The sequence below is a fragment of the Exiguobacterium sp. s157 genome, from assembly GCF_018618205.1.
Classification (GTDB): domain Bacteria; phylum Bacillota; class Bacilli; order Exiguobacteriales; family Exiguobacteriaceae; genus Exiguobacterium; species Exiguobacterium chiriqhucha.
This window is the reverse complement of the sequence record NZ_JACSLQ010000002.1, coordinates 488,534-506,285: the sequence shown is the minus strand read 5'-3', so window position 1 is coordinate 506,285 and position 17,752 is coordinate 488,534. Positions and strand designations below refer to the sequence as shown.

The window sequence follows — 17,752 nt, the reverse complement described above, 5'->3', positions numbered from 1 at the left end:
AATCACCGCTGCAACGTCGGCACGATTTTCTTGAAGAACACCTCGACGAGTTCAGGGTCGAACTGCCGGCCCGCTTCTTCTTCGATGACCGCGAGTGCCTCATCAAGCGTCTTCGCTTTCCGGTACGGGCGTCCCGTCACCATCACGTCGAACGTGTCGGCAATCGAGATAATTCGTGCCGCGAGCGGAATCTGCTCGCCGCTGATCCCTTTCGGATATCCTTTCCCGTCCCACCGCTCATGATGGGCGAGTACAATCTCGGATAGTGGCCCATACTCCGGCACCGTGCTCAAGATGTTATAACTCACTTCGGGATGACGTTTAATTTCACGCCATTCGGCCTCAGTCAACATCCCAGGCTTGTCTAAAATCTCATTGCTAATCGCGACCTTGCCGATATCGTGAAGCGTTGCGGCCGTAACGAGCTCGTTCACTTCGGCGCTCGTGAAGTTCATCGCTTGCCCCAGTTGTCGTGACAATTCGGCGACGCGCTGTGAATGGGCCTCCTCGCGCGGAATCTTCTCATAAAGCGTCCGCATGATGAGTTGAATCGAGTAATGTCGCCGGCTCTGTTTCTCGGAAACCTTATGGTGGTACATTCGATTTTCGGCCAAGTTGAACACTTCGGAAATGGAGAGCGAGTCGTCGACTTTCACCGCTTCCCCGAACGATGCCGAGATCGGCAAGCCTTCAATCGCTTTATCGTGAAACAACTGACTCAAACGTTCTGATAGAAGAATTGCCTCATCGCGCGACGTGTTCGGCATGATGATGACGAACTCATCACCTCCGATTCGAGCGACCGTATCCTTGCCACGAATCTCACGCTTGAGCGTCATCGTCGCTTCAATCAACAAACGGTCCCCGACAAGATGACCAAACGCATCGTTCGTCAACTTTAATCCGTTAATATCAACGACAATCAAAGCGAGCGGATAATAGCATGGTTCGTCGTATGTGATCAGTGCCTCATCGAAATATCGACGATTTTTCACTCCGGTCAGTTGATCGTGATAACTCAAGTATTCGATTTCCATCTCATACTTCTTCTTCTCGGTCACGTCACCGATATAGCCATGCCAGAGGACATGACCTTCATCGAGCTTTTCTGGACGCGATGATCCTAAAATCCACGTCGTCCCTCCGTCCGGTGTGATGACGCGGAACTCCGCATCCCAAATCGTCAAATTCTCATACGACGCCTCGATGCTCGCCATCACGTTCGGATAGTCATCAGGATGAATCTTCGAGAAGACGAGACCCGGATCGTCCTTCATCTCCTCGAGCGTGATCCCGGTCAACACTTCGAACCCCCGGCTAAAGAACGGGAAGTTGAAACTACCGTCTGGGAGGCGCTCGAATTGATAGATGGCACCGGGCACTTGATCTGACAGCTTCGTGAGTAAGCGATCTCGTTCGGCCAGCTCTTCTTCGAGCTGGACTCGCTCCGTCACATCTTTGGCGACGGCGTATATATAATTGCCTTGCACTTTTGAGTGCCATTCAATCGAACGATAGTCCCCATCAATCGTGCGGTAACGGTTGATGAATCGATAGATTTCTTGTCCTTCTTCAAGCGAGGCGAACGCTTCCTCTGTCTTCATGACATCGTCGGGATGGACGAGACTCGTGAAGTCCATATTTTCCAGTTCTTCAAGCGGAAAACCGAGCACACGCTCCCAGGCCACGTTCAAATGAAAAATTTCATGTGTTTTCAACGACATGATGCATTCCAAATCAACATTGGCGAACCCTTCGAACATCGATTCTTTCGTCTCACCAATTTGTTGATCCGCTTTCTTCATCTGTTCGAGGATATGGACGATATACAAATCAACGAGACCGAGCCGGTTCGCCTGTCTATTTTTGTCCATCACAATCGTCAAATCTCCATAAAATACACCGTCTTTCTCGATTTTAAAGAGGATGACTTGACCGAGGTCGAAGATGCGCAAAATATTCTTGATGAGTCGTTTTGGCAACATGCCATCGATGAGTGGCATGATGTCATCGAATACGATTGGACTTGGTGCCTTTAACAGCTCTTTACGTTTCGCACTGATCGGCCATTTACGTCCGACCGGGTGAAAACCGAGAACGTCGAGGCTCCGTTCAAGTAGTTCATCCATCCCCGACAACGCCACAGTCGAATACGTCTTCCCGTCATCATCCATCAAGTTGAGCGTCACGGCCTTTGCTCCAGTAAAACCTCGAATCTGATCGAGGAAATGTTGGTTCATCAACAGTTCACGCCCAGTCGTGACAAACCGGTGCGACACGTTAACGAGTTGTTTCAGCGCATTGTTCTCTTGGACGTGCGGTGTGATGTCATGGAACAACGTCGACACATAGCCCGGACGTTCACTGAACACGGACAGCTCATACCAAGCCTTGTTGCGACGTGAGAAATGTTCGAACGTGATTGCTTCACCGCTATCGACGGCTCGAGCGACTTGAACGATCCACTCCCGCTCGCTGTACTCAAAGTCTTTCAACTTGTCGGTGATGCGTCCCCCGAGAAAGTGTTCGCGCTTCGCCTTCATGATGCGCTCGAACGCCTCGTTCACTTCGTGGAACTCGTAATCGACGGGCTCCCCCGCCTCATCGTAGAGCACTTTAAATTCGACGTAGCCTTGGGGCATATGGCGCAACAAGGATTGGAATTTTGTATGGTCTAGGTCTGCCACGTCGTTTCCTCCTCTGCTGACTTCTATTATTCAGTTTACCTCATTTTTTATGAATTCCCTATATTTGCCGATTCGATTCTTATGAATCGGTTACATTACGTTTTTGTAAAGGTGGACGTTCGTCGGTTGCATAAATTTGCTTAGGTTGTTACACTGATTTCGACATCCGATATCGAAAATCGATTTCAAGGAGATGATGTACGTGGAAGACCGCGTCCTTCGCAAGCTGTTCCTCGGCTTTATTCATATTCATATCTTGCATCATGCTGCCGAACATCCGGTATATGGCGCGTGGATGGTCGAAGAACTTCGAGAGCACGGCTACTCAATCAGTGCCGGCACGCTCTATCCAATTTTACACACGATGGAGCAGGATGGCCTGCTCGTCCGGACCAATGAGCTCGTCGGAGGCCATATCCGGAAGAACTATACGACGACCGAAAAAGGTCTCGTCGTATTGGCGGAAGCCCGTCAAAAAGCGTATGAACTATTTAAAGAGATTAAGGAGTGAATCACATGTCTAAACAACGTGTAACGTTTAAGACGTTACTAGAGATTTTATTCGTCTCGACCCGACTCGGACTGACGTCGTTCGGCGGACCGGTCGCCCACCTCGGTTATTTCCATGAGGAGTACGTCCGTCGCCGCAAATGGATGGACGAACGTGCCTACGCCGACCTCGTCGCCCTCTGTCAGTTCTTGCCCGGTCCGGCCAGTAGTCAGGTCGGGATTGGGATTGGCATCGTCCGAGGCGGGATTCTCGGCGGGATCACGTCGTTCATCGGCTTCACATCACCGTCCGTCATCGCCCTCATCTTGTTCGCCTTGCTCGTCTCGGGACTCGACGTCTCCGATGCCGGCTGGCTCTACGGCTTGAAAGTCGTCGCCGTCGCCATCGTCGCCCACGCCATTCTCGGCATGGCCGGCAAATTGACACCGGATGCGAAGACTCGCACGATCGCGTTCTTCGCGCTCGCCGGCGTGTTGTTATGGCAAACCGCCTATAGCCAGGTGCTCGTCATCTTGCTCGCCGGTCTGGCCGGCTTCTTGCTATTCAAACCGAACAACTTGGACGTCAAATCGGCGTCGTTCCCGCTCTCGAAACGACTCGGGGCGACGCTGCTCGGTCTATTCGGTGCGTTGCTCGTCATCTTGCCGATTTTACGTGAGACGATTGAAAGTCAATCGATTGCCCTGTTCGACAGCTTTTACCGGGCCGGTGCACTCGTCTTCGGTGGCGGTCACGTCGTCTTGCCGCTGCTCGAGCGTGAGCTCGTACCGACCGGTTTCTTGAGCGAAGAGGCGTTCCTTGCTGGTTACGGGGCCGCCCAAGCCGTACCGGGACCGCTCTTCACGTTCGCGTCTTACCTCGGGACGGTCATCAATGGTGTGCCGGGCGGACTGCTCGCGACGGTCGCCATCTTCTTGCCAGCGTTCCTGTTGATTCTCGGTGCCTTGCCGTTTTGGGATGCGCTCCGTCGCAACCCGAAAGTCGCGGGCGCACTCATCGGAGTTAACGCCGCCGTCGTCGGGATTTTGATTGCGGCGTTCTATCAGCCGATTTTCACAAGTACCGTCAACGGTGCGGTCGATTTCGTCTTCGCCGCCTTCTTGTTCGCCATGATCGCGTATTGGAAGATGCCGCCTTGGGCGCTCGTCATCGTCGGAGTCATCGGTGGGATGATCATCGGTACGCTATAACACGAAAAAGGGACTTCTCGATGAAGTCCCTTTTGTCATGCTCGCCATTTCCAGCGCATATAGTTGATGAACAGTTTCACGTACGCCAGCTGTTCGCGGACGACGTATTTCAGTTTCGTGGCCGTCGGCGTCTTCGCATAGAGCGCGTCGGTCGAGAGTCCAAAATATAGCCGCCCGACGAGTCGGGCCCGTCTGACGTGAAAGTCGTTCGTAACGATCGTCAGCCCGGGCGCGCCGTCCCAAATCGAGCGGCTCAACTGAAAATTCTCCACCGTCGACGTCGACTCCGCCTCGATATGGATGCGGGTCTCGTCAATCCCTCGGGCCATTAATTCCCGGGCAATGACGTCTGCTTCCGCCATCCCTTCATCAGGTCCTTGTCCTCCGCTAGCAATCAGTTCGACGTGCGGATACCGCTTTGCATAGTCAGCGGCCGCCTCAATCCGATAGCGCAAGGCGCTCGATGGTTGGATGCCATTCACTTTGGCGCCGAGGACGAGGACGTACCGATACGTCCCGTCGGCGGTTCGTCGTTTCATCTCTCTCACCTGCCTACTTGTTAGTATAACGACTTCTCATCAAAAAAAGCCAATCATCACATGGATGATTGGCAGTTTGTTAAAAGCTATCTTCATAATCCCCAGACATCCCGGAGATACGGTCGTTATGCATGAACAAGACGAGGTCGACATCGTTCTCTTCGACGTAGTCCGTGATATCGACTTTGCCTTCCGCGTAGCGGACGTCAATCGCCGAGACCGTTCCGAACGACTCCCCGAGGAAGCCGAGCACAGGGTTCGCATACGAATCCTTCAAGACGAGCACGTGCAAGTCGTTGACCGGATCTTTCTGCTCGATACGCAGCTGTGCGTAGTTGTCTTTCATGAACACTTTATAGAAATCAGCGAATCGGTTCGTCTCTTCCGCTTCTTCGCGGGCGATGACCGAATGACCGCAATCATCCCCGTTCCGGCATACCTCGGTCGTGAAACCGTCTTTCGGTTCCATCCACTCCAAGTAGTCGAGCTTCTCGACGTACGGGAGTGAAATCTCACGAGCGTATGAGCCGTAGTAAGGCTGTTCGATTTTGAACGTCTCCATATCGGACGCCTCTAATTTTGGCACGTCCTCATAGTCCTGTTGGAGCCGCTCGATGATTTGCTGATACCCGAGGAATGCGCCTTGCACGTTCCAGTGGTGATCGTTATAGAAATAGATGTCTTCCATCGGCTGCTCAAAGAGCGTCTCTCCGAGGTCGATGAGCTCAAAGTCGGCTCCTTCGACCGCGTCATGGAGATTGCCTCGGCTCTCTAAGTCGCCACTGATAACGTAGTCCGGAATCATCTCGTTTTGCGCCGCATGGACCGGCTTACTCGGCGCGGACGCGAAGTAGACCGGGACATCCTGTTCTTGCATCGTTGCCCCGAACTCAGGGAACAGACGCTTCATGTTATCGAACCCGCGTACAGGCTCATCCGGACCGATGAGCACCCCGTTGTCGAGGGCGAGTACCCCGTTGTTGATTTTTTGTTGGAAGACGTTCTTTTGGAAGCCTGCCTGCAGACCCATCCAACGGTCACGTTGAAACACTTGGTCGCTCGAGTAGCTTTCGAACTCTTCCATATAAGAACCATCCCGCACGGCACTGACCGAGACGTCCGGCTGTTGCGCGAGCTGACGCCCTTCTAGTACCGATACTTCCCGATCCTGACCGAACCAATACGTGGCCAGTCCGAGGAAAATCACTCCTAAAAAGACACCGAGCAACAGAAAATCGGCGAACCAGGATTGCTCGAGCCCTTTCGGCTTTTGCTCGATCGGCCGCGGGCTAGGTTTTCTAGAATCTAATGGCTTCTGCATCATATTGCCCCTTTCTCTTTAGAAGCGGAAGTAGATGAACGGGTTGAACGTGCTCGATACGATATACGAAATCGACAAGAAGAAGAGCACGAGCACACCGCTCACCCGGACGAGCCCGACGATTCGGCGGGTCGCCGTCGTTTTCGTGTCATCGAGTTCTTGACTCAAGAACTTCCCGACGACGATACGTGGAATCGGTGTGGCCGCAATAATGGCGATCAAGAGCACGACCCCATATTGGACCAAGTAGTAGAGCGCTTGTTGATCGAACAGCGGTCCGCCGTGAAGGCCGAACATCGTCTGCAAGTAAGCAATCGCATACGGGAAATCGTCAGCTCGGAAGAAGACCCAACCGATGATGACGACGAACAGTGTGAATGACAGCGACAGCCAAGACGGCATCGCCTTCAACCATTTCCCAAGGAATGCACGTTCGAGCATGATGAATACCCCATAGTATACACCCCAGGCGATAAACGTCCAGCTCGCCCCGTGCCAAATCCCAGTCAAGAACCAGACGACAGCCAAGTTACGGTACGTCTTCCATTCGCCTTGGCGATTTCCGCCGAGCGGGATATAGACGTAGTCACGGAACCAGCTACCGAGTGACATATGCCATCTGCGCCAAAACTCCGAAACAGAACGAGAGATATACGGGTAGTTAAAGTTCTCTAAGAAGTGGAACCCGAACATACGCCCTAGCCCGATGGCCATATCTGAATACCCTGAGAAATCGAAGTAAATTTGGAGCGAATAGGCGATAATCCCGATCCAGGCGAGTGTCGTCGACATCTCTCCGGCCGGCATGCCGAAAATCTGATCGGCGACGTAGCCAGCGCTGTTCGCTAAAATCATTTTCTTCCCGAGACCGATGACGAAGCGCTGAATCCCAGACACGAAGTCATCAATCGTCTCACGACGATCGACGATCTCATCGGCGACCGTTTGATAGCGGACGATCGGTCCGGCAATCAATTGCGGGAAGAACGAGACGTACAAGGCCAAGTCAAAGATGTTGCGTTGGACTTGCCCATCCTTGCGATACACGTCGATGACGTAACTCATCGCTTGGAACGTGAAGAACGAGATACCGAGCGGGAGCGGAATTTCCGGGTCGTTCAGCGAGAAACCGAGCACGCTGTTGACGTTCTCGACGAAGAAGCTCGCATATTTGAACACCCCAAGCATCCCGAGGTTCCCGAGCACCATGAGTGTCATCCATAGCTTGATTTTCTTTTCATGATGACGGTCGCGGTCGACGAGCAGTCCGAAGACATAGTTCATCGCGATCGACGCAAGCATAATCAATACAAATCGCGGTTCACCCCAGGCGTAGAAAAACAGACTCGCGACGAGCAAAATCGTGTTTTTAATGGGACGCGGTGAGATAAAGTACAGGCCGAGTACAATCGGCAAGAAATAAAATAAAAAGACGGTTGAACTAAATAGCATATCAGTTAGTCCCTTCCTACAAGATTACTCCTCAAACGAGAGGTATAGATCATCGAGTCGAATCGTCTGAGGCTCCGTCGTCTCAATCACATATTTGTAAGAGAGTTTGAAGTACTCTGCCCCTTCGACTTGAGGAATCGACTCCTCGATGTGGTTGTCGCCCGGGTTGAGCGTCAACTTGAAGCGTTTATTCGAGACGCGTTCTTTCTTCGTATACTGCATGAAATACATCTCGAGCTTCACGGGCTTGTCACTGAGCACGTGAATATGCGTATCGAGGCCAATCGTTTGGCAAGGGTCCATCTGCGCGTCCGGCAAAAACATTTGCGACGGCGGAATCTCGAATTTCAAATCGAACAGTTGCACGTAAATCGAGTCGGACTCACTCTCCGGCATGAACGTAACCTCTGTCTTATACCCTTCTTCGCGCATCCGTAAGTGATCCTTTTGGTAACCGCGCGGATAATAATGATAAATCGCAGGGCGGATTCTTTTGACTGCCATATCGTTTCCTCCGTTTTATAAGAAAAGAGTTGCCGTACGCATGTACGAGACAACTCTTATTCTTTTACATTAAGTTATTAGAAGTCTGTTGCCAAAATGGCGTCGACGATGCGACGTGATGCTTCCCCGTCACCGTATGGGTTCGAGGCTTTCGACATCTTCTCGTAAGCCGTTGCGTCCGAGAGAAGCTCATCGGCAAGACCGAAGATGACTTCTTCTTCGACACCAGCGAGTTTCAATGTACCAGCGGCCACGCCTTCCGGACGTTCCGTCGTGTCACGAAGGACGAGGACTGGAACACCGAGTGACGGTGCTTCTTCTTGCACGCCGCCCGAGTCCGTGAGGATCAAGTGCGAAATCGATGCATAGTTGTGGAAGTCAAAGACGTCGAGCGGTTCAATCAAGTGGACACGGTCGATATCGTGCAAAATCTCGTTGGCGAGTTCGCGCACGACCGGGTTCATGTGGACCGGATAGACGACTTCGATATCGTCGTACTTCTCAATCAAACGGCGCACAGCGCGGAACATGTTGCGCATCGGCTCGCCGAGGTTCTCGCGGCGGTGGGCCGTGAGCAAGACGAGACGGCGTCCCGATTCACGGATTGAATCGAGCAATTCGTTCGAGTAGTCCTCGCGGACCGTCGTTTTGAGTGCGTCGATTGCCGTGTTGCCGGTGACGAAGATCTTGTCTTCCGGCTTGTTTTCACGAAGCAAGTTCTCTTTCGACGTTTCCGTCGGAGCGAAGTGAAGGTCGGCCATGACACCTGTGAGCTGACGGTTCATCTCTTCTGGGAATGGCGAGTACTTGTTGTACGTGCGAAGACCTGCTTCGACGTGCCCGACCGCGACTTGATTGTAGAACGCCGCGAGCGATGCCCCGAACGTCGTCGTCGTGTCACCATGGACGAGGACGATGTCCGGCTTCGTTTCAGCGATGACTTCTCCCATTCCTTTGAGGACGCGTGACGTCACGTCATACAACGTTTGCTTGTCTTTCATGATATCTAAATCGTAGTCTGGCTTGATTTCGAACAACTCGAGCACTTGGTCAAGCATTTGACGGTGCTGCGCCGTGACGACGACGATTGGTTCGACCCCTTCACGTTTCTTTAACTCAAGAACGAGTGGTGCCATTTTAATCGCTTCTGGGCGTGTCCCGAAGACAGTCATTACTTTTTTCATCGATTCGCTAACTCCTCTTCTGTGAGCGGCGGCAAGATATACGTCTCGCCGAGCTCTGTAGATTCGACAACGGTTGTCCGGCGTTTCAACTTATCCGCTTTGAACGCGTCTTGCTGATCTTTTGATAAGTTACGGAACCATTTTAAAAACTTGTTATATTCACGCGCGACTTCTTCGACCGGTCCGTATTCGCGGACCTCGCCGAACTCGAGCCAAAGTCCGAGCGTACAGAACTGTCGGACTTGAGACACGGAGTGGCTGATGAAGAAAATCGTCTTGCCTTGATCCTTGAACTCGTTCATCTTGGCGAGACACTTGTCGGTGAACGTTTGGTCCCCGACCGAGAGCGCCTCATCGATGACGAGGATGTCCGGATCGATGTTAATCGAAATCGCAAATCCGAGGCGTGATTTCATCCCGCTCGAATACGTCTTGACGGGTTGATGAATGAAGTCACCGATATCGGCGAAATCAATGATTTCTGGCGTCAACTCGGCAATCTCATGTTTCGTCATCCCGAGCATGAGCCCTTTTAATTCGATATTCTCCATCCCGGTCAAGTTCCCGTTCAGGCCAGACGAGATCGCGATGAGCGCCGTCTTGCCTTTCAGCTCGATTTGACCATGGGTTGGCGGCATGACATCCGCGAGCAGGTTCGACATCGTCGATTTCCCTGACCCGTTGATGCCGATGATGCCGACGACTTCGCCCGGCGGCACTTCAAACGTGACGTTCCGGAGTGCGTAGAATTGCTTGCCGTTCGTTTTATTGAGGAAAATCTCCTTCAATTTGTCGGTCGGCTTGTTGTATAACGTATAACGTTTTGACACGTTCTCAAATTTAACTTGGTACATGATAGCCTCCTCAAATGTAATCGATGAAATATCGACGGAAGCGCATATGGATCATCGAACCGACAAAGAAGAGGACGAGCACGATCGCCCAATAGTAGAGACCATACGCCCAGTTGTTCGCGAGCCAATCGGTCCCGAGGAACATCGAACGATACCCTTCAATCAAATAGTACAACGGGTTGATTTGAAGAACCTCTGCGAGACGGCCGGTCGGAACCCAAAAAATCGGCGTCAAGTACATGAGCATTCGCATGAGCGATTGCAGTAAGTTTTGTAAGTCGCGCACGATGGTCGTCAGTGCGGACGTGATTAACGCTAGCGAGTAAAGTAAGGCAAGAGCACTGATCGCCAAGTATATGAACCAAAGCGAATGGAGCCCCATCGGATAGCCGAACGCCCACATTAACACGTAGGATACCGCCACTAAAATGGCATGGCGATAAAACAACGATAACAGGACGTAAGCAGGAATCGTTGAGATTGGAAAGCTCATCTTGGAAACTAACCCAATCTTCGAATAGACAGACCGAGCCGTAGAAGTGATTGCCGCGGCAATAAAGAACCAGACGACAATCCCTGCAACGAGCCATGGCAGAAACGGCACGCCATCAATCGGCCTGCCGCTTCGAATACCAAATCCAAATACAAACCAATAGACTGCGATTTGCAGCAATGGCGTGACGAATTCCCATAAAAATCCGAGGTACTGCATTGAATAGTTGCTCTTCGTCTCATACGTCGCGAGACGCATGATCAGATACTTACTCGACTGCAGTTCTGAAAGAATAGCTTTCGCGGATTTAAACATGTGAATTCACCTTGAATCAACGTACGAGATTCGTTTCCTTTGTAAATTTGTACAAGTTGCCGTAGTTAACGACTGCCACATCTTCGCCAGCCGGCTTCACGATGTTGCGCGTATCAAAGATCATCGGACGACGCATCGCTCCGCTGAGTTCAGCGAAATCGAGTGTCTTGAACTCGTTGTGGTCGACGAGGACGAGGACGAGGTCCGCGCCTGCGATCGCTTCTTCTTTCGAGACGAGGTCGAAACGGCTCGATGTCGACTTCTCGACGTGACCGTCATGAACCGAGATGTTCACGCCACGGTCGAGCAAGAGCTCACAGATGTCGACAGCTGGGCTTTCACGCATGTCGTCGACGTTTCCTTTGTACGTCACGCCGAAGACAGCGACTTTCGCGTCTTCGATGCCCGCAACGAGCTTCTCGACGTTGTCGGCCACGTAGGCTGGCATGGAGACGTTCGTCTCACGCGACAAGTTGATGATTTGAGCGAGGTCAGGTGACTTCGCGACGATGAAGTATGGGTCGACCGCGAGGCAGTGACCACCGACGCCAGGACCTGGGCTATGCAAGTTGACGCGCGGGTGTTTGTTTGCCATTTCGATGACGTCGAGGACGTTGATATCGAGGTCGTTACAAACTTTAGCGAGTTCGTTCGCGAGGGCGATGTTGACGTCACGGAACGTGTTCTCCATGAGTTTAGACATTTCAGCCGTCTTCGCGTCCGTCTTGACGATTTCGCCTTCGACGAATGTGCCGTAGACGCGTGCGCCAGCTTCCGCACAAGCAGGCGTGATGCCGCCGACGATGCGGTTGTTGTGCACGAGCTCATGCAAGATTTGTCCAGGAAGGACACGCTCTGGGCAGTGAACGAGGAAGATGTCTTCGCCGACGACGAATCCAGCTTCTTCGACGAGTGGCTTGACGAAATCGTCCATCGTACGTGGAGCAATCGTCGACTCGACGATGATGACGTTGCCTTTCTCGACGAATGGAAGGACTTTACGTGTCGCGTCCAAGACGTATGTGAGGTCGCACGACTTGTGCTCGTCATCATTGTTTGGTGTCGGGACAGCGATGATGAATGCGTCCGCTTTCTCCGGTGAGAGTGACGCACGGAACTTGCCTTGCGCGACGACGTCTGCGACGACTTCGCCGAGACCTGGCTCTTCAATGTGGATTTCACCACGGTTCAATTTATCTACGACGTTTTGAGAGATGTCTACCCCAACGACGTCGACGCCGTATTTAGCGAAGACTGCCGATGTCGGCAAACCAATATACCCAAGACCTACTGTACATACTTTCATTTGTAGTAACCTCCAAGTGTGTGTGTGCCCTGCGATTTCTCGATGCGAGCATGTCCATCATTTTATTTCAGTTTCGACAATAAAACAATACTCATTATACTCTTGAACAAATCAGCCGGGCAATTACATTTTAATGACAAATCAATGTTTTTCAGTTTCGGACAACGCCTCTAGTATAAGCTGTTCCAGCTTTTTAGCAAGTGTTTCGACCGCGAAGTGCTCAAATGCATAGGTTTGAAGCGGTTTTGCCGCTTCGAGCAGACGATCGGAATCGTCGGCGTACGAACGGATGATGCCGACGGCGTCGGACACATCTTCCAATAATAACGCGTCCGGATAAATCGTCTCGCTCCCCGTCCAGTGACGGATGAGCGGATACGTGCCCGACGTCATCGCTTCGGCAGGTGCCAAATGGAAGCTCTCGAGATCGCTCATCGAGAGGACGAAGCCAATTTTTTGTAGCCATTCAGCGACATCATCGCCGTGTCCGTCGAACTGGACGCTCGTTTGGAACTGCGGCTCTTCAAGTCGGGCGAGCAACTTGTCGTAATACGCTCTTTCATCTTCCCGTTTATTGATCCAATAAATCTCGTTCGGATGATGTCCTTTAATGAAGAGTTTATAGCGACGATCTTGTTGCAACAGCTGCTCGAGCAAATCGAGCGCCAAATCGAGTCGCTTCAGTTTCGGGTTGACGCCAATCATACCGAGGTGGAACGTCAAATCTTGTTTCACTTTCGGCTGAGCCAAGCGTTTCCCGTCGACGGCGTTATAAATCATCGTCATCTTGTGGCGCGGAATGCGGAACAGACGGTACATCTCTTCGAGCATATACGGCGAGACGAGGATGATTTTGTCAATGTTATGCAAGTTGTACTGACGTGGGAACGGTGTCTCTTTCTCTTGACGGTGAATCCGCACGATCAGCTTCTGGTGCGGCAACTTGTGCTCCGAGTACCAGACGGCGTTGCCGAGTCCCCATTCACAGAAGATGATATCGGCCTGCTCGAGGCACGCCTTACTGTGATTGACGTTGTGAATCTTATGGCCGTCCCATTGGTCGACGAGCACGTTGAAGCGCGGGTTCTCCGAGAACTTCTGCATGAACAGCTTCAAGAACTTCAAGTCGTGGCCCGCGAAGACGATCGTCAACTTCTTCATCGCCCACAGCTCGTCACGGAGGCGCGCATGCGTGTTCGTGAACGTATAATACTGGGCCATGTCATACAGACGCTTGGCGGCCTCACGGTAGATGGTGGCGTCCGTGAGCGCGAGACGCGCCTTGTCGATGAACTCTGACTCTGAATTGACGAACAACGGATAGTCCGCCCCGAGGATGAGCTCATGCATCGGATTACGGTTGAGCAGCACCGGCTTTCCGAGCGCACCATACTCGAGCAGCTTCGTCGACAGTTCGAGCGAGGCGTCGAGTTCCGGATGGCGCCAAGATACTCCGACCGCACTCGACTCGATTAACGTCTCGACGTCGCGACGCGGGATTCCTTTCAGCCATGTCACGCCTGGATCGTGACCGAGTCGATGTGTCACGTCTTTGCGGAAGTTCGGGTTGTTCGGGTCTTGATTGAACTTGTCACCGGCGACATGAAGCTCGGCCGTCGGATGTGCTGCGCGCAGTTTTGCGAACGCCGTCAAAATCTCGCTCGAATACCAGAGCGGCGCAAACTTGCCTGTATAGACGAGGCGGTCGTTCGGTTTCGTGAACGATGGCGTCGCCTCTTTCACGTTCGGAATCATCGGGTTCAAGATGAGGAACGGTCGCTCCGTCGGGAGGAACGTCTCAAAATAATCTTTCATCGCCGACGTCTGGCAGAGCATGCGGGCCGAGCGTGAGGCGATTTGCTTCAAGCGGGCCAATTCTTCGTCCGACGCCTGCGTATGGTCGTGGGTGAAGTCGGTGATATACGTCCACGTCTTCGCCATCGTGTCCTTATACGCCGACAAGTTGTAGGCGAGCTGGAAGCCACGGATGAAGGCCAAGTCGTACGAGCCGCTCATCATGAGCTCATGGATGAGTTGGGCCGCTTCAGACGGCTCGAGTACTTTCTTCTCATAGTACGGTTCGTCTTTCTTCGGTGACGTCTCGCCAAATACGTCGAGGAAGCGGACGTTCGGCAACTCACGAATCGACGCCGTCACTTCCGGTTTGACGATCGAGCGTTTCAATAAGACGTCGACGTGAATCGACGGGTCTTGTTTCAACATATGGACGACGGACGTCAGCCAGATGGCCGACCCGTCAATCAAGTTCAAGTTCACGTCCCCATAGACGAGGACGCGAAGCGGTGCTTTCGTCATAACGTTACCTCCTGGGCCATCTCGTCGGAGAGATTGGCTCCGCCTTTGACGTATTGATACGGGTCGATGCTAAAGATCCGCTCGCCGGACTGGGCCAACTCTTGGAGCGACGCATCGTTCGTCAGCACGTCGAGTGCCTCTTGGATGCTGTAGAAACGGAGCGCCGCCGGTTTGACGAGCGAACGCGTCGGCACGGCGTCGAACACGTAGCGATAGCTCGCATCCACATCTTGTTTCTCGAGCGTCCCATCAAACGTATAGTGGTCGCCTTTCGTCAAGATGTTGGCGTCGGCATAACGCGCCGCCAAAATATAGTCGGACACGTACGACGGGCCGTAATAGTCGTCCCGGTTCACGAACGCCATCCATTCGAAGCCGTCCAAAATCTCAGATAAGGCGTTATATTGCGTCAAATAACTGAGCATGAACGTCGAGATCGTCTCGGTGTTGTACTCGTTATAGACGTCGATATAGCCGTCGAACTTATCGAGGAACACGACGAGGTGCGTATGCTTGTAGTCTTGCGTTTCAAAAATCGATACGACCCGCTCCATCTCCTCTTTCGAGCGGACGATGGCGACCATGGCCACCCGCGCGTGGTCGACACGGTATGGGATACCGATTGCCCCGACGACTTGGGCGAGACGTTGCGTGTACGTATGATACGTCAACACGTGACGCATCCCGCGCATGGCGACGTCCTCATAGAACGCGTCATCAGTCAACAGCTTCTTGAACGTCTCGTCGAGCATGGCGTCACCCTCATCGAGGAAGACATAATCGCCGAGCATCTGTTTGACACCGATGGAGCGCGTGCTAACGACCGGCGTCGCACAAGCGAGGCCTTCGAACACACGACGCGAGAACATCGTCGGTGAGTCGTTGACCGAGTTGACGTTCAGCATGACTTTAAAGCCTTTATACGCTTTCGCGATTTGGTTATATTTCAAACTTCCGCGAATCGAGTCACGGAACTGTTCCGGGAATTGGAGCTGATCCGTCTCGCCGCGTTGGTTCATCTCATAGTTGCGGTCATAGATGACGAGGCCGTAGCGGTCCGCCGCGGCGAACAAACGGTCCATGTCCTGACGGCGCGACTCGTGTCGGTTCGCGTAATACGAGCCCGCGAACGAGGCGTACGGTTCACGTGTCCCCGGTAAACGAATCGGGTTGTGTTCTTTCGGTTGTGCGGCGAACGGAAGTGCGCCGACACGGTCGTGTCCGCAGTCGCGGATGTAATCCTCGACCCGGTTCTCGTCCGTCGTATAGACGTAGTCGAACCGTTTCGCCGTCTCGATGAAACGGTCGTAGTGAATCGGGTCTTCTTTGTTCCAGAACACGGTCGGGATGTTGTTGTGACAGCACCATTCAAGCAGGCCATCGAGCTCTTCCCACGTGTTCGTGCCGTATTTGACGACCTTCTTCTCCCACGCCCCGGCGTTCCCTTTCCACGCCGACTCGACCATCAAGAAGTCCGGTTGTTCATCGGCGAGGACGGCCGGCCAGTTATCCGGTGTGAACGTGATCAAGTCACATTCTGGGCGGTACGAGGCGGTCGTGAACTCATCAAAGATGGCCGCGACTTTCAATTCGTGCAACTCACGCGGCACGGCACGGAAGAGACGGGCCTCGCGCACATCGAGCCATTCCGGGCTACGCGTGCGGTCGCTGATGATCTCTTCAGTGACGCGAATCCGGTCGATGACTGCTTCCCCATCGCCGTCGACACGGAGCGCGAAGCGGAGACGACGCGCCTCTTTCTCAAACTCGAAAATCTTCTCCGAGCCGAGTTGGACTTGCTGCATGTTCAAGCGACCTTCCGTCGAGTACGTGATGATATAGAGGACGACGTTTGTCCCTTCTCCCATCTCGCCGTCGAGCGTGACCCGGTAACGGCTGTTCGATTTGACGTCGAACAAGAAGTCGACCGGTAACAGCTTGAAGCTGTTGTTCGTCTCAGCATACGAGATGTAACGGCGATTGCCTTCCCCGGTTTTCAACTTGACGACGAGCTGGTCGTGCTTATGTTTCAGTTTGATCGTGTCCGGTGTCGGCACCGTCCACATCGATGGTTTGAGCGATAAAATTTCTTCACGGCGGACGCTCTTCTCGCGGACCATGCCGAGTTTCAAACCATGTAGTTCACCGTGGCCAGACAAGCGGACGAAATAACGGACCGTCGTATGACTCGGTGTCAGACGGATGATGCCACTCAGTCCGAGCGGGACCTCGATCATTTGATCTTGTCCATCGGCCGTATACGTGACGACGAACAGCGAGGCGTTCGCCGTGCCCGTCACCGTCCCTTTTAAATAGAAACGATAGACGTCATCGTCCATATCCCCGAGCGGGAAGTCGATGGCGCGTTTCGTGTTCACATGCGGGAGGGCCGATTCGCCGACACCGAAGTGGACGTATTGGCCACCAACACCGTGCAGCAACAGTTTGTCATCTTCAAAGTCGACGACACGGTTGATGGCCGAAATCAATTCGAGCTGTTTCGGCGTCAAATCGATGCGATAGTCGAAATCGCTATCCTGCATGTGATAAGCCATTCCTTCGACGTCCCAGAGCGAGACACCGTTGACGTTCAGTTCGATGACACTATACGAGCCTTTTCCTTCCGTCTCGACCGTGAAGCGGACTTTCGTCTCGTTCGCGAGCAAGGCGATATCGGTCGGCGTCTGATTGTAGACGAACACGTCACGTGAATGTTTGTTCCGTTGATAGAGCGACACTTTGATGGCAGGTGTGACATCACCGGCCGCCTTCGCGCGGAACTGGACGTGCATCGTCCGATTCGATTTCGAGAAAACTTTTTTGATGTCGATCGTGTCTTCTTTCTCGTCCGGACGATACGTCAAGACGACCGCTTCCGGGCGTGAGATGACGACGTCGGCCCCTTCTAGATGGACCGCATCCGATGCGGTGTACCAATTCGGGACGATCGGTCCCGCTTGACGAGATGTCACGCGGTTGAGCGCCTTGTTGATGATGCGTTTCCCGACGCGACGCGAGCGTTGAACACCGAGATGTGCCGCCCGACGTGCTTTCGTTTGCCAACCCATATGTCTTTCCTC

At 53.0% G+C, this 17,752-nt stretch carries 12 protein-coding genes and 1 pseudogene; 2 read left to right on the top strand and 11 right to left on the bottom strand.

Annotated features, from left to right (window positions below; genetic code table 11):
• Nucleotides 1-2: 2 nt before the first annotated feature.
• The gene (locus KNP67_RS06360) at nt 3-2,687 is read right to left on the bottom strand and encodes an HD domain-containing phosphohydrolase (protein WP_353048250.1); all 2,685 of its coding nucleotides are present in this window, start codon (nt 2,685-2,687) and stop codon (nt 3-5) included.
• Nucleotides 2,688-2,889: 202 nt separating this feature from the next.
• Here KNP67_RS06360 and KNP67_RS06355 point away from each other — a divergent pair, with 202 nt between their 5' ends.
• Together KNP67_RS06355 and chrA are read left to right on the top strand one after the other, a co-directional pair.
• Nucleotides 2,890-3,198: a PadR family transcriptional regulator gene (locus tag KNP67_RS06355; protein WP_021066441.1), complete on the top strand. Its 309-nt coding sequence runs from the start codon at nt 2,890-2,892 to the stop codon at nt 3,196-3,198.
• Between the two features lie 5 nt (nt 3,199-3,203).
• The gene (chrA, locus tag KNP67_RS06350; protein ID WP_214756253.1) at nt 3,204-4,388 is read left to right on the top strand and encodes a chromate efflux transporter; all 1,185 of its coding nucleotides are present in this window, start codon (nt 3,204-3,206) and stop codon (nt 4,386-4,388) included.
• Between the two features lie 35 nt (nt 4,389-4,423).
• On the opposite strand, the gene KNP67_RS06345 is transcribed toward chrA, so the two are convergent.
• From KNP67_RS06345 to KNP67_RS06300, 10 genes and pseudogenes are all read right to left on the bottom strand, one after another.
• A complete protein-coding gene (locus KNP67_RS06345; protein WP_214756252.1) occupies nt 4,424-4,927 on the bottom strand; it encodes a YdcF family protein in 504 nt (167 codons plus the stop codon).
• Nucleotides 4,928-5,006: 79 nt separating this feature from the next.
• Nucleotides 5,007-6,248 (bottom strand): DHHW family protein, encoded by a 1,242-nt coding sequence (locus tag KNP67_RS06340; protein ID WP_214756251.1) that lies wholly within the window; start codon nt 6,246-6,248, stop codon nt 5,007-5,009.
• 18 nt (nt 6,249-6,266) lie between these two features.
• Nucleotides 6,267-7,700, bottom strand: a complete 1,434-nt coding sequence (locus KNP67_RS06335) for an MBOAT family O-acyltransferase (protein ID WP_214756250.1) — start codon at nt 7,698-7,700, stop codon at nt 6,267-6,269.
• 24 nt (nt 7,701-7,724) lie between these two features.
• A complete protein-coding gene (locus KNP67_RS06330) occupies nt 7,725-8,204 on the bottom strand; it encodes a hypothetical protein (RefSeq protein ID WP_214756249.1) in 480 nt (159 codons plus the stop codon).
• A 77-nt stretch (nt 8,205-8,281) separates the two neighbouring features.
• Nucleotides 8,282-9,388: a non-hydrolyzing UDP-N-acetylglucosamine 2-epimerase gene (wecB, locus tag KNP67_RS06325; RefSeq protein ID WP_131471841.1), complete on the bottom strand. Its 1,107-nt coding sequence runs from the start codon at nt 9,386-9,388 to the stop codon at nt 8,282-8,284.
• Nucleotides 9,389-9,468: 80 nt separating this feature from the next.
• Nucleotides 9,469-10,245 (bottom strand): annotated as a pseudogene (gene tagH, locus KNP67_RS06320) (teichoic acids export ABC transporter ATP-binding subunit TagH); the annotation flags it as partial.
• Nucleotides 10,246-10,252: 7 nt separating this feature from the next.
• The gene (locus tag KNP67_RS06315; RefSeq protein WP_021066433.1) at nt 10,253-11,050 is read right to left on the bottom strand and encodes an ABC transporter permease; all 798 of its coding nucleotides are present in this window, start codon (nt 11,048-11,050) and stop codon (nt 10,253-10,255) included.
• Nucleotides 11,051-11,066: 16 nt separating this feature from the next.
• A complete protein-coding gene (locus tag KNP67_RS06310) occupies nt 11,067-12,356 on the bottom strand; it encodes a nucleotide sugar dehydrogenase (RefSeq protein ID WP_021066432.1) in 1,290 nt (429 codons plus the stop codon).
• Between the two features lie 141 nt (nt 12,357-12,497).
• The gene (locus tag KNP67_RS06305) at nt 12,498-14,672 is read right to left on the bottom strand and encodes a glycosyltransferase (protein WP_214756247.1); all 2,175 of its coding nucleotides are present in this window, start codon (nt 14,670-14,672) and stop codon (nt 12,498-12,500) included.
• Entirely contained in the window at nt 14,669-17,740 is a 3,072-nt protein-coding gene (locus tag KNP67_RS06300; RefSeq protein WP_214756245.1) for a CgeB family protein, read from the bottom strand. The genes KNP67_RS06305 and KNP67_RS06300 overlap by 4 nt, the downstream gene beginning before the upstream one ends.
• Nucleotides 17,741-17,752 lie beyond the last annotated feature (12 nt).

What these genes read in the sequence shown, in the direction of transcription:
- chrA (WP_214756253.1), top strand. Translation starts at nt 3,204, where the DNA reads ATGTCTAAACAACGTGTAACGTTTAAGACGTTACTAGAGATTTTATTC.
- KNP67_RS06305 (WP_214756247.1), bottom strand. Translation starts at nt 14,672, where the DNA reads ATGACGAAAGCACCGCTTCGCGTCCTCGTCTATGGGGACGTGAACTTG.
- KNP67_RS06300 (WP_214756245.1), bottom strand. Translation starts at nt 17,740, where the DNA reads ATGGGTTGGCAAACGAAAGCACGTCGGGCGGCACATCTCGGTGTTCAA.
- KNP67_RS06335 (WP_214756250.1), bottom strand. Translation starts at nt 7,700, where the DNA reads ATGCTATTTAGTTCAACCGTCTTTTTATTTTATTTCTTGCCGATTGTA.
- wecB (WP_131471841.1), bottom strand. Translation starts at nt 9,388, where the DNA reads ATGAAAAAAGTAATGACTGTCTTCGGGACACGCCCAGAAGCGATTAAA.
- KNP67_RS06310 (WP_021066432.1), bottom strand. Translation starts at nt 12,356, where the DNA reads ATGAAAGTATGTACAGTAGGTCTTGGGTATATTGGTTTGCCGACATCG.
- KNP67_RS06340 (WP_214756251.1), bottom strand. Translation starts at nt 6,248, where the DNA reads ATGCAGAAGCCATTAGATTCTAGAAAACCTAGCCCGCGGCCGATCGAG.
- KNP67_RS06315 (WP_021066433.1), bottom strand. Translation starts at nt 11,050, where the DNA reads ATGTTTAAATCCGCGAAAGCTATTCTTTCAGAACTGCAGTCGAGTAAG.
- KNP67_RS06330 (WP_214756249.1), bottom strand. Translation starts at nt 8,204, where the DNA reads ATGGCAGTCAAAAGAATCCGCCCTGCGATTTATCATTATTATCCGCGC.
- KNP67_RS06345 (WP_214756252.1), bottom strand. Translation starts at nt 4,927, where the DNA reads ATGAAACGACGAACCGCCGACGGGACGTATCGGTACGTCCTCGTCCTC.